The 14,855-nt window shown below is 62.3% G+C and carries 13 protein-coding genes; 11 read left to right on the forward strand and 2 right to left on the reverse strand.

The window, feature by feature from the left end:
- Positions 1-4: 4 nt before the first annotated feature.
- The 5 genes from JQ558_RS18045 (at position 5) to JQ558_RS18065 (ending at position 4,980) form a co-directional block, all read left to right on the forward strand.
- Positions 5-1,222, forward strand: coding sequence for an ABC transporter substrate-binding protein (locus tag JQ558_RS18045; protein WP_212207947.1), 1,218 nt, complete (start codon positions 5-7; stop codon positions 1,220-1,222).
- 109 nt (positions 1,223-1,331) lie between these two features.
- Positions 1,332-2,195, forward strand: coding sequence for a branched-chain amino acid ABC transporter permease (locus JQ558_RS18050; protein ID WP_192739604.1), 864 nt, complete (start codon positions 1,332-1,334; stop codon positions 2,193-2,195).
- A gap of 1 nt (position 2,196) precedes the next feature.
- On the forward strand, positions 2,197-3,165 hold the full coding sequence (locus JQ558_RS18055; protein ID WP_192739603.1) for a branched-chain amino acid ABC transporter permease: 969 nt from the start codon (positions 2,197-2,199) through the stop codon (positions 3,163-3,165).
- A 151-nt stretch (positions 3,166-3,316) separates the two neighbouring features.
- Entirely contained in the window at positions 3,317-3,961 is a 645-nt protein-coding gene (locus JQ558_RS18060; RefSeq protein ID WP_212207948.1) for a DUF47 domain-containing protein, read from the forward strand.
- 14 nt (positions 3,962-3,975) lie between these two features.
- A complete protein-coding gene (locus tag JQ558_RS18065; RefSeq protein ID WP_212207949.1) occupies positions 3,976-4,980 on the forward strand; it encodes an inorganic phosphate transporter in 1,005 nt (334 codons plus the stop codon).
- A 22-nt stretch (positions 4,981-5,002) separates the two neighbouring features.
- Here JQ558_RS18065 and sugE read toward each other — a convergent pair whose 3' ends face one another.
- The gene (gene sugE / locus JQ558_RS18070; protein ID WP_212207950.1) at positions 5,003-5,317 is read right to left on the reverse strand and encodes a quaternary ammonium compound efflux SMR transporter SugE; all 315 of its coding nucleotides are present in this window, start codon (positions 5,315-5,317) and stop codon (positions 5,003-5,005) included.
- Positions 5,318-5,468: 151 nt separating this feature from the next.
- Here sugE and JQ558_RS18075 point away from each other — a divergent pair, with 151 nt between their 5' ends.
- From JQ558_RS18075 to JQ558_RS37285, 6 genes are all read left to right on the forward strand, one after another.
- Positions 5,469-7,088, forward strand: a complete 1,620-nt coding sequence (locus JQ558_RS18075; RefSeq protein ID WP_212294442.1) for a peptide chain release factor 3 — start codon at positions 5,469-5,471, stop codon at positions 7,086-7,088.
- Between the two features lie 293 nt (positions 7,089-7,381).
- Entirely contained in the window at positions 7,382-7,984 is a 603-nt protein-coding gene (locus JQ558_RS18080; RefSeq protein ID WP_212294443.1) for a hypothetical protein, read from the forward strand.
- Between the two features lie 85 nt (positions 7,985-8,069).
- Positions 8,070-8,654 carry an NnrU family protein gene (locus JQ558_RS18085; RefSeq protein WP_212294444.1) on the forward strand — a complete coding sequence of 195 codons (585 nt, stop codon included), beginning with the start codon at positions 8,070-8,072 and terminating at the stop codon, positions 8,652-8,654.
- A gap of 1 nt (position 8,655) precedes the next feature.
- Positions 8,656-9,480, forward strand: coding sequence for a 3-methyl-2-oxobutanoate hydroxymethyltransferase (gene panB, locus JQ558_RS18090; RefSeq protein ID WP_212294445.1), 825 nt, complete (start codon positions 8,656-8,658; stop codon positions 9,478-9,480).
- A gap of 10 nt (positions 9,481-9,490) precedes the next feature.
- Positions 9,491-11,086, forward strand: coding sequence for a class I adenylate-forming enzyme family protein (locus JQ558_RS18095; protein ID WP_212294446.1), 1,596 nt, complete (start codon positions 9,491-9,493; stop codon positions 11,084-11,086).
- A gap of 182 nt (positions 11,087-11,268) precedes the next feature.
- On the forward strand, positions 11,269-13,902 hold the full coding sequence (locus JQ558_RS37285; protein ID WP_249142522.1) for a hypothetical protein: 2,634 nt from the start codon (positions 11,269-11,271) through the stop codon (positions 13,900-13,902).
- A 40-nt stretch (positions 13,903-13,942) separates the two neighbouring features.
- On the opposite strand, the gene JQ558_RS18105 is transcribed toward JQ558_RS37285, so the two are convergent.
- Positions 13,943-14,806, reverse strand: coding sequence for a hypothetical protein (locus tag JQ558_RS18105; protein WP_212272519.1), 864 nt, complete (start codon positions 14,804-14,806; stop codon positions 13,943-13,945).
- Positions 14,807-14,855: the final 49 nt, after the last annotated feature.

Here is a 14,855-nt window from a genome sequence, read left to right on the forward strand (position 1 = left end):
AAATATGAAACAGAAAATTTCGGCACTGCTTTTCGGCACCGCGCTGACACTCGCCGCGAGCGGCGCGTTGGCGCAGGACAAGAACATCAAGATCGGTGTCCTCACCGACAATTCCGGTCTTTATTCCGACCTCGGCGGCGCCGGCTCCACGCTCGCCGCCCAGATGGCGATCGAGGATTCCGGGCTTGCCGCCAAGGGCTGGAAGATCGATGTGATTTCGGCCGACCACCAGAACAAGCCCGACATCGCCACGACCATCGCGCGCCAATGGATCGACGTCGAGAAGGTCGACATCTTCATGGACGTGCTGAACTCCGGCGTTGCGCTGGCGGTCAACAATCTGGTGAAGGAAAAGAACGCCGTTATGATCAATACCGGCGCGGCGACGTCGGATCTCACCAACGCCCAGTGCTCGCCGAACACGATTCACTGGGTTTACGACACCTACATGCTGGCGAACAGCACCGGGCAGGCGCTGGTGAAGGCCGGTGGCGACACCTGGTACTTCCTGACCGCGGATTACGCGTTCGGCCACGCGCTGGAACGCGACACCGCTGCGGTCGTGACTAAATCGGGCGGCAAGGTTATCGGCACCGTCAGACATCCGCTGAATTCGTCGGACTTCTCCTCGTTCCTGCTGCAGGCGCAGGCTTCCAAAGCCAAGATCGTCGGCATGGCCAATGCCGGCGGCGACACCACCAACACCATCAAGCAGGCGTCGGAATTCGGCATCGTCTCTGGCGGCCAGAAGCTGGCTGGTCTCCTGCTGTTCATCACCGACGTTCACTCGCTCGGCCTGAAGGTGGCGCAGGGCCTGAGCTTCACGGAAACCTTCTATTGGGATCTGAACGACGACACCCGCGCGTTTTCCAAGCGCTTCTCCGAGCGCATGAAGAACAAGGCGATGCCGTCCATGGTGCAGGCCGGCGTCTATTCCGGTCTGATCCACTACTTCAAGACGCTCGACGCGATGGGCGGCAATCCGCATGACGGCATCAAGGTCGTTGAGAAAATGAAGGCGGCGCCGACCGAGGACCCGCTGTTCGGCAAGGGGACGATCCGCGCCGACGGTCGCAAGCTTCATCCGGCCTATCTGTTCGAGGTCAAGAAGCCGTCCGAATCCAAGGGACCGTGGGACTATTACAAGCTGATCGGGACCACCCCTGGCGACCAGGCCTTCCGGCCGCTTTCGGAAAGCGCCTGTCCGCTGGTAAAGAAGTAACGAAGATCGCCCGCCGGCACCGTGCCGGCGGGCTTCCGTTCGCGTCACCACGCGACACCTTCGCGTCACGACGCGAAATAACGTCACCACGAAATCGAGTGCGAAACCGATGCAAGCTCTCTACGCGCAGCTTTTGGTGGGATTGATCAACGGCTCGTTCTACGCGCTGCTCAGTCTCGGGCTGGCCGTCATCTTCGGCATGCTCAACATCATCAATTTCGCCCATGGCGCGCTCTATATGATGGGGGCGTTCTGCGCCTATTTCCTGCTCAACCTGGCGGGCATCGGATACTGGCCGGCGCTGATCATCGCGCCGATCGTGGTCGGCATCTTCGGCATGATCCTGGAACGGACCATGCTGCAGTGGCTTTCAGGCCTCGACCATCTCTACGGACTGTTGCTGACGTTCGGCATCGCGCTGATCGTGCAGGGCGTGTTCCAGAATTATTTCGGCTCCTCGGGCCTTCCCTATGCGATCCCCGATGAACTGAAGGGCGGGATGAACCTCGGCTTCATGTTCCTGCCGATCTACCGCGGCTGGGTAGTCGTGTTCTCGCTCATCGTTTGCCTTGCTACCTGGTACCTGATCGAAAAGACGCGGCTTGGCGCCAATCTGCGCGCCGCGACCGAAAATCCGACGCTGGTGCGCGCGTTCGGCATCAACGTGCCCAGGATGATCACGCTGACCTACGGGCTCGGCGTCGGTCTTGCGGCGCTGGCCGGCGTCCTGTCCGCCCCGATCAACCAGGTCCGGCCGCTGATGGGCGCCGACCTGATCATCGTCGTGTTCGCGGTGGTGGTGATCGGCGGCATGGGCTCCATCATGGGATCGATCATCACCGGCTTTTCGCTCGGCGTGATCGAAGGACTGACCAAATATTTCTATCCCGAAGCTTCAAACACCGTGGTTTTCGTCCTGATGGTGCTGGTGTTGCTGGTGAAGCCAACGGGTCTGACCGGACGGGCGGCCTGATATGAGCGCATTGACTGACGATACACTGCCGGTGTCACCGCGTGCCGTGCGCGACGAGATGATCGTATTCGTGCTGATGGCAGCGCTGCTGGCGATCGTGCCGCTGACCGGGATCTATCCGTTCTTCGTGATGCAGGCGCTGTGCTTTGCGCTGCTGGCCTGCGCGTTCAACCTCCTGATCGGCTATGGCGGGCTTTTGTCGTTCGGCCACGCGATGTTTCTGGGCACGGCCGGTTACTTCACCGCGCATGCGCTGAAGGTCTGGGGGCTGTCGCCGGAGCTTGGAATTCTGGTCGGCACCCTCGGTGCCGCCGGGCTCGGCGTCATTACCGGCGTCGTCGCCATTCGCCGTCAGGGCATCTACTTCTCGATGATCACGCTGGCGCTGTCGCAGCTGCTGTATTTCATCTACCTGCAGACGCCGTTCACCCATGGTGAGGACGGCATCCAGGGCATCCCGCAGGGCTATCTGTTCGGCATCTTCAATCTCGCCAAGCCGACGGTGCTGTATTACGTCATCCTCGTCGGGTTCCTTGGCGGTTTCCTCTTGATCTATCGCACCATCAACTCGCCGTTCGGCGAGGTTTTGAAGGCGATCCGCGAAAACGAACCGCGCGCGATCTCGCTGGGCTACAAGACCGATCACTACAAACTGCTGGCCTTCATCCTGTCCGGAACGATCGCCGGTTTCGCTGGCTCCCTAAAGGTGTTCGTGGCGCAGAACGCCTCGCTCACCGACGTGCACTGGACGATGTCGGGCGAAATCGTGCTGATGACGCTGGTCGGCGGTCTCGGAACCGTGTTCGGTCCCGTGGTCGGCGCATTCGTGATCATTGCCATGCAGCAATATCTGGCCGGTTTCGGCCAGTGGGTGACGGTGATCCAAGGCGTCATCTTCGTCGCCTGCGTGCTGACTTTCCGCCGCGGCGTGATCGGCGAGATCGCGCATTTCTTCCGCCGGTCGCTGTAAATTACCCGTTTGGGCGCATTTTAACGGCCTACAAAGCGGTGGATGACCACTATTCCGGGGTCCGTCGTCGCGCGCTTTGCCTGTGAATGGTCTATGACAGTTTTGTGACAGGCCGCCCCGGGCAGCCGTTCCAGAACGATGGATAAGACCGATGTTGCGCTGGTTTCGCTATTTCCTGCCCAAGGAAGAGCGGTTTTTCGACCTCTTTGCCCGTCACTCCCAGACCGTCGTGCAGGGGGCGCTGGCGCTGCAGGACATGCTGCGCGGCGGCGACGAGACGCCGGTGTTTTGCCAGCGCGTCAGTCAGTTCGAAAACGACGCCGACAACATCACCCGCGAGGTCCTGACCGCGGTCCGGCGCACCTTCATCACCCCGTTCGACCGCGGCGATATCAAAAACCTGATCACCTCGATGGACGATGCCATCGATCAGATGCAGCAGACCGCCAAGGCAGTGGTGTTGTTCGAGGTCCGAACTTTCGAGCCGCCGATGCGCGAGATCGGGACGCTGATTGTCGAGTGCGCCAATCTCGTCGGGCGCGCATTGCCGCTGATGCAGTCGATCGGCGACAACGTCGCGATGCTGACCGCGATCACCGAGGAGATCGGCAAGCTGGAGGGTCGCATCGACGACCTCCACGACATCGGGTTGAAAGAACTGTTTCTCAAGCATCGCGACGCCAACACCATGGATTTCATCGTGGGCGCCGAGATCTACAAGCATCTTGAAAAAGTGTCCGATCGTTTCGATGACGTCGCCAACGAGATCAATTCAATCGTGATCGAACAGGTATAGGGCAGGGACGCGCAGTGGACGCCTCGCTTGGTCTTCCGATTCTGATCTTCCTGATCGCGGTCGCGTTGCTGTTCGACTTTCTCAATGGGCTGCATGACGCCGCCAATTCGATCGCCACGATCGTGTCGACCCGCGTGCTGCGCCCGCAATATGCGGTGCTCTGGGCGGCTTTCTTCAATTTCATCGCCTTCCTCTTCTTCGGGCTGCACGTCGCCAATACGATCGGCAAGGGAATTATCGAACCCGATATCGTCGATGCCACCGTGATCTTCGCGGCGCTGGTCGGCGCCATCGCCTGGAACCTGATCACCTGGGGGCTCGGCATTCCATCGTCCAGCTCGCACGCGCTGATCGGCGGGCTGGTCGGCGCCGGGATGGCAAAGGCCGGGATTTCGGCCGCGGTCTGGAGCGGCCTGTCCAAGACGCTGCTGGCGATCGTGCTTTCGCCGCTGGTTGGCTTCCTGCTGGCGCTGGTGCTGGTCGCCATCGTGTCGTGGCTCTCGGTGCGCTCGACGCCGTTCGCGGTCGATCGCGCATTCCGTATTCTGCAATTCGTATCGGCGTCGCTTTATTCGCTGGGCCACGGCGGCAACGATGCACAGAAGACCATGGGCATCATCGCGGTGCTGCTCTATTCGCAGGGCCACCTTGGCTCCGACTTTGCAATCCCGTTCTGGGTGGTGATCTCCTGCCAAGCGGCCATGGGGCTCGGCACCTTGATGGGGGGCTGGCGGATCGTCCGCACCATGGGCCTGCGGATCACCAAATTGACTCCGATGCAGGGCTTTTGCGCCGAAACCGGCGGGGCCGCGACTCTATTCATGGCGACCTATCTCGGGGTTCCCGTCTCCACCACCCACACCATCACTGGCTCGATCGTCGGCGTCGGCGCAGCGCGCCGGGTCTCGGCGGTGCGCTGGAACGTGGCGAGTTCGATCCTCTACGCCTGGGTCATCACCATCCCGGCCTCGGGAATCGTGGCGGCACTGACCTATTGGGCGGTCGTGCTGCTGCGCTAGAGCGCATCGGAACGGGCTCTCGTCAGGTGACCAGCTTCAGGCCGACAATACCGGCAACGATCAACCCGATGCTGGCCAGGCGGGCTGCGGTCGCAGGTTCACCGAACAGGGCGATGCCAAGGATGGCCGTGCCCACGGCGCCGATTCCGGTCCAGACCGCATAGGCGGTTCCGATCGGCAGCGTCTTCAACGCCAGTCCAAGCAGCAGGATACTCGCGGCCATGGCCGCCAGCGTCAGGACCGACGGCACCAGCCGCGTAAAGCCTTCGGTGTATTTGAGGCCGATTGCCCAGCCGATTTCGAGGAGACCCGCGGTGAACAACACAGCCCAAGCCATGACAAACCCTCCAGATAGAGCAGGGTCGTCCCCGCGGATGGTGGTGATGGGAAGGTCGTCCTTCCCAGAGTGATATGGGGGTTGTATCCACCGTCGGCAATTGCCAAATCGCCCTTGATTGCGCCCGTTTTCCCTGCCAAACGCTCGATTCATGTCCGACATTGCCGTTTCAGCCGAATCGCCGTCCCGCTCGCCGCTTGCAGATGAAGTGGCGCGGCGGCGGACCTTTGCCATCATTTCCCACCCGGACGCCGGCAAGACCACGCTGACCGAAAAGCTGCTGCTGTTCGGCGGCGCCATCAACCTTGCCGGTCAGGTCAAGGCCAAGGGCGAACGCCGCAACACCCGATCCGACTGGATGAAGATCGAGCGCGAGCGCGGCATTTCGGTCGTGACCTCGGTGATGACCTTCGAGTTCGATAACCTCGTGTTCAACTTGCTGGATACGCCGGGCCATGAGGACTTTTCGGAAGACACCTACCGCACGCTGACGGCGGTCGACTCCGCGGTCATGGTGATCGACGCCGCCAAGGGCATCGAGGCGCGCACCCGAAAGCTGTTCGAGGTGTGCCGGTTGCGCGACATTCCGATCATCACCTTCATCAACAAGATGGACCGCGAGAGCCGCGACACGTTCGAACTGCTCGATGAAATCGAGAAGACGCTGGCGCTCGACACCACGCCGATGACCTGGCCGGTCGGCCGCGGCCGTGACTTCCTCGGCACCTACGACATCGCCACCGGCGGCGTGCGCCTGCTCGAAGGCGGCGGCGCCAAGACCGGCGCCGCGCAGCAGATCGACATCGCCGATCTCGCCGGCCGCAGCGCCAATCTCGACGTCGCCGAGGTCAAGGACGAACTCGCGCTGGTCTCGGAAGCCTGCAAGCCGTTCGAACTCGAGGCGTTCCGCGAGGGCCACCTCACGCCGGTCTATTTCGGCAGCGCACTGCGCAATTTCGGCGTCGGCGATTTGCTGGAGGGCCTCGGGCGCTTCGCACCGGCGCCGCGCGCGCAGGAAAGCAACCTGCGCAAGGTCGAGGCAGCCGAGCCGCGCATGAGCGCCTTCGTGTTCAAGATCCAGGCCAACATGGATCCGAACCACCGCGACCGCATCGCGTTCGCGCGGCTGTGCTCCGGCAAGCTCAGCCGCGGCATGAAGGCCAAGCTGGTGCGCACCGGCAAAAACATGTCGCTGTCCTCGCCGCAATTCTTCTTTGCGCAGGACCGCTCGGTGGCGGATGAAGCGTTTGCCGGCGACGTCGTCGGCATTCCCAATCACGGCACGTTGCGGATCGGCGATACGCTGACCGAAGGCGAAGATCTCACGTTCGTCGGCGTGCCGAGCTTTGCACCGGAAATCGTCCGCCGCGTGCGCCTGACCGATGCAATGAAGGCCAAGAAGCTGAAGGAAGCGCTGCAGCAGATGTCGGAGGAGGGCGTCGTGCAGGTGTTCCGCCCGCGCGACGGCGCGCCGGCGCTGGTCGGCGTGGTCGGTCCGCTGCAGCTCGACGTGCTCAAAGCGCGGCTTGACGCGGAATATTCGCTGCCGGTCGAATTCGAAGTCTCGGAATTCCAGCTGGCGCGCTGGATCTCGTCCGACGACCGCAAGAAGCTCGACGCGTTCATCTCGGCCAATGGATCGGGTGTTGCCGATGACGTCGACGGTGACCCGGTGTTCCTCGCCAAGAACGAGTTCTATTTGGGCTATACCAAGGAACGCGCCGAGGGCATCGTGTTTTCCCACATCAAGGATGTGAAGAAGAAGGGGTAGGGCGGGCTCGTGCGGCGCCCCACCTTGTCGTCCTCCGCGAAAGCGGGGGACCCAGCACGCCGCGGCCCCTCGATTATTCAACAACCGTCTCTGGGATACTGGGTCACCCGCCTCCGCGGGTGACGACACCTCGCGCGTCGTTACAGCAGCGCACGCCGGCGAACAGGCGCTGATCGCGGAACTGTCGGGCATGAATGCGGGGCAGTGAACGCGCAGGGATGTGAACGCTATCAGGCTTGATCCCGACCAAAGTGGGCACCAAGTTCACCAGAACTGCGATCGAGGCTTCTTCCATGCTCCGGCTTATCGTGATCTGCCTGATCGGCATCACCATCGGAATCAACGCTGCTGACGCCCAGTCGCGGCGTCAGATCGACGCCACGCCGTTTTCGCACGCGCCCTGCAGCGTGCTCGACGGCCAGCCCTGCACGCCGTCGTTCTGCAGCGTGTTCAACGACGGTCCGTGCATTCCCGAGATCGATTATCCCTACGGCCAGAACCTGCAACTGACGATCGAAAGCGTACCGCCAAAGGACCAGGCGGCGAAATACCGGAAGCCGGACCACGACCTCGACAGCATCGGCGACCTGTTTGCGGCGCTGCGGTCCTGCTGGACCCCGCCGCCGGCCGACAGCGCGCGCGAGGGCATGCAGATGTCGGTGCGCTTCAGTTTCAAGCGCTCGGGCGAATTCATTGCCGCCCCCCGGCTGACCTTCGCCACCGCCGGCGTTCCGGCCGATACCCGCGCCATTTATCTGAAGGCGATCAACGCCTCGCTCGATGCCTGCAAGCCGCTGAAATTCACCGGCGAGCTCGGAGGCGCGCTGGCAGGGCGACCGATCGCGATCCGCTACGTCGACAACCGCGATCTGAAGAAGCAAGCGGAGAAGCCATGAGGCTGATGGCGGCGGTGCGCATTGCGCTCCCGGCCCTTTAAATGATACGCGAGGTCATAACCAAAGCTGCCCAGGGAGGGACATCGTGGGACTGCTGGTGATGATCCTGGGCCTGATCCTGTTTCTCGGCGTCCACACGCTGACCACGCAGCGCGAATTACGCGCACAGGTCATCGGCTCAATGGGCGAGGGCGGCTACAAGATCGGCTATGCGCTGGCCTCGGTCGCGGGTCTGGCGCTGGTCATCTGGGGCTTTGCCAATTATCGCGCTACGGGCTGGATCAACGTCTGGAACCCGCCGACGGCGTTCAAGCACATCACCGTGGCCCTGATGCTGCCCGCGATCATTCTGGTGGTCGCCTCCTACATCCGTGGCCGGATCTACACGACGCTGAAGCATCCGATGCTGACCGGAATCAAGCTATGGGCGGCCGCGCATCTGCTCGCCAATGGCGATCTCGGCTCGATCATCCTGTTCGGCTCGTTTCTGGCGTGGGCGGTGTTCGACCGCATCTCGCTGAAACGCCGTTCGGACGCCGGCGGGCCGCCGATACCGGTCGGCGGTCCCGGCAACGACCTGATCGCGATCGCGGTCGGGGTCATCGCCTATCTGGCGCTGGCATTTGCCTTCCATCCGGTCGTGATCGGCGTCCCCGTGGTTGGAGTGTAGCATGTCAGTCCAGTCGGCCATCAGGCGCAAGACCGCGCCAGACATTCGCGCGCGCAAGAACGGCGATCCGATCGTGATGCTGACGTCCTATCACGCGCATACGGCAGCATTGGTAGATCGCTATTGCGACGTCATCCTGGTCGGCGATTCCCTCGGCAACGTCATGCACGGGTTCGAGACCACGGTGCCGGTGACGCTCGATATGATGATCCTGCAGGGGCGTGCGGTGATGCGCGGTTCGCAACACGCGCTGGTCGTGGTCGACATGCCCTTCGGCTCGTATGAGGCCTCGAAAGAGCAGGCGTTCCATGCCGCGGTGCGGATATTGAAGGAGACCCGTTGCGGCGCCGTCAAGCTCGAAGGCGGCGTGCGGATGGCGGAGACGGTGGCGTTTCTCAGCGAGCGCGGCGTTCCCGTGATGGGCCATATCGGCCTGACGCCGCAATCGATCAACACGCTCGGCTCGTTTCGCGCGCAGGGCCGCGAGGAAGGCAGTTGGGGGCCGATCGAGAACGACGCCAAGACCATTGCCGAGGCGGGTGCCTTCTCGGTCGTGATCGAGGCGGTCGCGGAACCGCTGGCCCGCAAGATCACCGAAAGCATCGCCATTCCGACCATCGGCATCGGCGCCAGTGCAGCCTGCGACGGCCAGGTGCTGGTGCTGGAGGACATGCTCGGCCTGTCGCCACGGACGCCGAAATTCGTGCGCCGCTATGGTAATCTCGGGCCCGCGATCGAGGCCGCCATTGAAGGCTACGCTACGGACGTCCGTTCCCGCGCGTTTCCCGGCCCGGAACACGTCTACGACATGAAGGCAAAGAACTGACGAGGCCAAAATGGACTGGTCGCAACATCCTATTCCGGCGATGCGCCTCGAGACACGCTTCGGCGATCGCGTGGTGCCGGCGTTTGGTGAACGGCCGGGCTCCGTCTGGGCGATGATCGCCGAGGCTGCGGAGCGAAATCCGGATGGCGAGGCGTTGATCTGCGGTGATCGCCGGATGAGTTGGCGCGACGTGGCCTCTCAATCGGCACGAATTGCGGCCGGGCTTCAGCGGCTCGGATTGAGCCGCGGCGATCGTATCGGTGTGCTGCTCGGCAATCGCGTCGAGTTCGTGCTTACGATGTTCGCCGCTGCCCATGCCGGCCTTGTGACCGTGCTGCTGTCGACCCGCCAGCAAAAGCCGGAGATCGCCTATGTGCTGACCGATTCCGGCGCAAAACTTCTGATCCACGAAGCGACCCTGGCCGAGCGCGTGCCGGATGCAGGCGAGGTACCCGATCTCCTGCATCGCGTTGCCGTCGGTGACGGCATCACCTCGCAATTCTCCGATCTGCTGGATCACGCGGCATCAGTGTCGCCTGCCGAGGTCGGCGAAGAAGACACCGCGATGATCCTCTACACGTCGGGCACCACGGGCAAGCCAAAGGGCGCAATGCTCGCGCATTGCAACGTCATCCATTCGTCGATGGTCTTCGTGTCCTGCCTGCAGCTGACCGCGGCGGACCGCTCGATCGCTGCGGTACCGCTCGGGCACGTCACCGGCGTGGTCGCCAATATCACGACCATGGCTCGCTGCGCGGGCGCACTGATCGTGATGCCGGAGTTCAAGGCCGCGGAATATCTGAAGCTGGCGGCACGGGTGCGCGTCACCTACACCGTGATGGTGCCGGCGATGTATAATCTCTGCCTGCTGCAGCCGGATTTCGACAGCTACGATCTGTCGAGCTGGCGGATCGGCGGCTTTGGCGGCGCGCCGATGCCGATTGCGACGATCGAACGGCTGGCCGCCAGGATTCCGGGCTTGAAGCTGGCAAATTGCTACGGCGCCACCGAGACGACGTCGCCATCGACGATGATGCCCGGCGAATTGACCGCGAGGTACATCGACAGCGTCGGCTTGCCCTGTCCCGGCGCGCAGATCATCGTCGTCGGTCCCGACGGCCACGAACTGCCGCGCGGCGAGATCGGTGAAATCTGGATCCACGGTGGCTCGGTCATCAAGGGCTACTGGAACAATCCAAAAGCAACGGCTGAAAGTTTTACCGCCGGCTTCTGGCATTCCGGCGATCTCGGCTCGATCGATGAGGCAAACTTCGTGCGCGTGTTCGACCGCCAGAAGGATATGATCAACCGCGGCGGCCTGAAGATCTATTCCGCCGAGGTCGAGTCTGTCCTGTCAGGCCACCCTGACGTGCTCGAAAGCGCGATCATCGCCAAACCATGCCCCGTGCTCGGCGAGCGCGTCCACGCCGTTGTCGTGGTCAGGGGCGAGGCCAGCGTTGAGACCTTGCGTGCGTGGTGTGCCGAGCGGCTTTCGGATTACAAGGTGCCGGAAACCATCGACCTGACCGCCGATCCGCTGCCGCGCAACGCCAACGGCAAGGTATTGAAACGGCAGTTGCGCGAGACCTGGGCGGCTTCGCAGTAAGGTTGCCGCAAGCTCGAGCCTGATATGAAGGACTTTTCGCAATTAACTGTAAACGCTGCAATAAGTCCGCGCGTCGGCCTGCAGGGGTTCCCAATTTTCGGATGTTGATAGTTTGTTAAGTGCGTTTATTGCCATCCCGTTATGCATAATCATTTCTGAATTGCGTGGGGCCCTTAGTTCCGATGATTGGTTCTGCGCTTCCAGCCCTGTCGCTCGCCTCAAACGTCGTCGCAAGGCGCGGTCAGATTTCGATCGCGGCTTCTGATCTGTTCGGTTTGGTCGACGCCGACGGCAATCCGATCACCCGATATACGCTGTTCGATACCAACGGCTACGGACATTGGGTGATCAACGGGGTAGCCCAGGCCAGCAGCACGGCGATAGACATTACCGCGGCGCAGCTGTCGAAGACGAGTTACGTGTTCGGTTCTGCAGCCGAAACCCTCTATGTGCGCATCAACAACGGCGCAGCTTGGGGTGGCTGGCAGGCGTTTACGGCCAGCCCATACGTTAACCCTGCACCGGTCGTGACCACGCAGCCCATCGTGGCAATGTTCGATACGTCGCTAGACGTTCCCTACTTGTTTTCCGCCGCTGACCCGGATGGCGATGCCATCACGAAGTACCAGTTGTGGGATTCGACACCGGGATCGAAGAGCGGTCATTGGGTCGTGAACGGCGTTGCGCAAGGGACGGGCACGGCGATCGACGTGACGGCCGACCAGCTCGCCCATACGTCGTTTCACACCGCCATCACCGGCTCTGAACTGCTCTGGGCCCGCGCATTTGACGGAGTAGCGTGGAGCGACTGGAAATCTTTTACAATCACCGTGCCGGCCGACGGCGACTATCCGGGACCCACACCCAACCATACGCCCGTGGTTACCGCGCAAAATACCTCTGCGCTTCATGGTCAAAGCCTGGCTGCTTCGGCCTTGTTCTCCGCGCAGGATATCGATGGCGACGCGATCACCTGGTACGAGGTATGGGACTCGACGGACGGCGCCTCGAGTGGAAGCTGGGTTCTGGACGGCGTCCGTACGCAGAGCAAGGTCGCCATCGAAGTCGCCGCCGATCAGCTGGCAAATCTCGATTTTCTAAGCGGCTCCGGCGACGACCATCTTTGGGCCCGGGCCTTCGATGGCCGGGAGTGGAGCGACTGGATCGCGTTTCACGTCACCGCGCCGCTCAACCACAAGCCCGTTGTAACTGCTTCCAACGTCACCGCAACGCATGGTCAGAATTCCGTCCTGGCCACCGACCTGTTTGGCGCCACGGATGCGGATGGCGACAGCATTACGCGTTATTCGTTCTGGGACACCGAGGGCAACGGCCACTGGCTGCTCAATGGCGTCGTGATGTCCACCAACGCCGAGATCGACATTGCGGCCGGACAACTCGCGCAGATGAGCTACGTGTTCGGCTCGGCCACAGACACGCTTTATGTGCCGGCGAATGACGGTGCCGAGTGGGGGGCGTGGCAACGGTTTACCGCGAGTCCGAACGTCAACCAGGCGCCGGTGGTGACGGTCGCAAACCGGGCGATGATCAGTGACGATACGGCTGCTATCTCCGCGTTGGTCTCTGCAGCCGATCCCGATGGCGACAGCATCACCCGCTATCAATTGTGGGATTCGACATCCGTTCAGAATAGCGGCCACTGGGTTGTGAACGGCGTCGCGCAGGCGGCGCATGTGGCTATCGATGTTTCGGCGGAACAGCTCGCGCAAACTTCGTTTCACGCCGGCACCAACATTTCCGACCAGCTGTGGGTGCGTGCGTTCGATGGCACGGATTGGGGGGTATGGCAGCCCTTCACGATGGTCGTCACACAAGTCATGGCCCCATTGGCCGGCCCCGCGCCCGTTGTGAGCGGCCAGGACACCGTTGCAACGCATGGCCAATCGCTTGATGCCGCGAGCCTTTTTGCTGTCAGCGGTGGCGGCCATATGACCCGGTATGAGTTCTGGGAATCCACTTCTGGCGCCAGCAGCGGCCACTGGGTACTGAATGGCGTTGCGACGCAGAGCAATGTGGCTATCGAAGTGACGGCTGCCGAACTTGCAAGCACTTCGTTCCAGAGCGGCTCAGGAGCGGACCAGCTCTGGGTCCGCGCATACGACGGCTTCCAGTGGAGCAAATGGTCCGAATTCCACGTCACAGCGCCGGTCGACGCGGCGCCGGTTGCCGTGGCGTCCGATTTCTCGGCCACTCACAATCAGAACATCGCGGCCTCGACGCTGTTCTCGGTCATCGACGCCGAAAACGACAGCATCGCCGCCTATCAATTCTGGGATTCGACTGCAAATCCCGCCAGCGGGCACTGGAGCGTCAACGGCGTGGCCCAATCCGCGGGCGTGGCAATCGATGTCACTGCCGCGCAACTTTCCCAGACCACGTTCCAAAGCGGATCCGGCTCCGATCATCTCTGGGTTCGCGTCAATGACGGAATGAAGTGGAGCGACTGGAAGCCGTTCCATGTCAACGCGCCGGTCGACCAGGCACCTGTTGTTACGGCATCCAACGTCGTGGCCGCGCCGCATCAAACCGTGGCGGCCAGTTCGTTCTTCACGGCGATCGATCCCGACGGCGACGCCATCATCAAATATCAGCTCTGGGATTCGTCGGCGGATGCCACAAGCGGGCACTGGACGTTGAACGGAATTGCGCAGGCTGCCAATTCGGCGATCGATGTAACCGCTGCCCAGCTGGCGGACGCCGCGTTCCATGCCGCGACGGCTCCGGCCGATCTCTGGGTGCGGGCCAGCGACGGCACCGAATGGAGCCCGTGGCAGGAATTCCATTTGCTGGTTTGAGGAGCCGTCGCGCGAGGCCCGATACGAGCGCGATCGAGAATCAGAGCTTCGGCGCGCTGCCCTTCGGCATCGTATTGCGTTCGTTCTGTTCCGCGGCAAGCGCATCGTTGTCGATCGCCGCCGCGCTGATGACGCGTTTGACATCCAGTAGCGAAAACTGCGCGATCCCGACCCGGTCTGGCGCCGTGCCCGGTATCAGCTGCACGCTCAGCACGCCGTCGCAATTGGCGCCCTTGGCTTCGCTGAGCATCGCAGCCAGCGCTTTCTCCTTTGCCTGCGCCCGTTTGACGACCGCCACGCAGCTGCCGCGGATGGTTTCGCCGTTGAGCTTGAGCGCGGCCTTGGGATCGAGCGGCTTGCCGATGGCCTCGATTGCGGTCGCTTCCTTGTACTTCGTGCCCACCGATACGATCGAGCCTTTGCGATAGATGTAATAGAGGTGCTGATCGCCGACGATGGTGGGCGCGCCGTATTTGCCCATCACCTCCTTGACCATGTCGGCTTTCGCCGGCTGCTGGTCCTTCGCAAAGGTGAGGTTGCGGGCGAGGAAATAAATGCGATTGCCGCTCGCCGGCGACGAGAAGCTGCTCGACAGCACCTCACCGTTCTGGCTGGGCCCGGGAGGAAGGCTGAAAGTCAGTGCCGAGGTGAAGCTGATCGCGGTGCTGCCGAACTTCTGCTGCTGGACGTCGGTCGTGGTGTTGGTGCGCCCCTTGAAGAACGATTCGAGCGTGGCACGCGCGGAATCAGCGGTGGAATCCGCCGAGATGCCCAAAATGTCCGGACGCTGTTTGCCGGAAAATGCCGAGTCCGGCGCCTTCGCCTTGATGTCGTAGGCTTGGGTCGCGGCGGGCAGGGCGGCGGCCCCGATGGCAAGCGTGACGACCAGGGCGCGGCAAACCATGAAGCACCTGCAAAATCAGACGAATAACCGACAAAAATCGAACGGATTA

This window comes from Bradyrhizobium sp. AUGA SZCCT0160, from assembly GCF_018130105.1.
Taxonomy (GTDB): domain Bacteria; phylum Pseudomonadota; class Alphaproteobacteria; order Rhizobiales; family Xanthobacteraceae; genus Bradyrhizobium.

What these genes read in the sequence shown, in the direction of transcription:
- JQ558_RS18045 (WP_212207947.1), top strand. Translation starts at nt 5, where the DNA reads ATGAAACAGAAAATTTCGGCACTGCTTTTCGGCACCGCGCTGACACTC.
- JQ558_RS18050 (WP_192739604.1), top strand. Translation starts at nt 1,332, where the DNA reads ATGCAAGCTCTCTACGCGCAGCTTTTGGTGGGATTGATCAACGGCTCG.
- JQ558_RS18055 (WP_192739603.1), top strand. Translation starts at nt 2,197, where the DNA reads ATGAGCGCATTGACTGACGATACACTGCCGGTGTCACCGCGTGCCGTG.
- JQ558_RS18060 (WP_212207948.1), top strand. Translation starts at nt 3,317, where the DNA reads ATGTTGCGCTGGTTTCGCTATTTCCTGCCCAAGGAAGAGCGGTTTTTC.
- sugE (WP_212207950.1), bottom strand. Translation starts at nt 5,317, where the DNA reads ATGGCTTGGGCTGTGTTGTTCACCGCGGGTCTCCTCGAAATCGGCTGG.
- JQ558_RS18075 (WP_212294442.1), top strand. Translation starts at nt 5,469, where the DNA reads ATGTCCGACATTGCCGTTTCAGCCGAATCGCCGTCCCGCTCGCCGCTT.
- JQ558_RS18080 (WP_212294443.1), top strand. Translation starts at nt 7,382, where the DNA reads ATGCTCCGGCTTATCGTGATCTGCCTGATCGGCATCACCATCGGAATC.
- panB (WP_212294445.1), top strand. Translation starts at nt 8,656, where the DNA reads ATGTCAGTCCAGTCGGCCATCAGGCGCAAGACCGCGCCAGACATTCGC.
- JQ558_RS18095 (WP_212294446.1), top strand. Translation starts at nt 9,491, where the DNA reads ATGGACTGGTCGCAACATCCTATTCCGGCGATGCGCCTCGAGACACGC.
- JQ558_RS37285 (WP_249142522.1), top strand. Translation starts at nt 11,269, where the DNA reads ATGATTGGTTCTGCGCTTCCAGCCCTGTCGCTCGCCTCAAACGTCGTC.
- JQ558_RS18105 (WP_212272519.1), bottom strand. Translation starts at nt 14,806, where the DNA reads ATGGTTTGCCGCGCCCTGGTCGTCACGCTTGCCATCGGGGCCGCCGCC.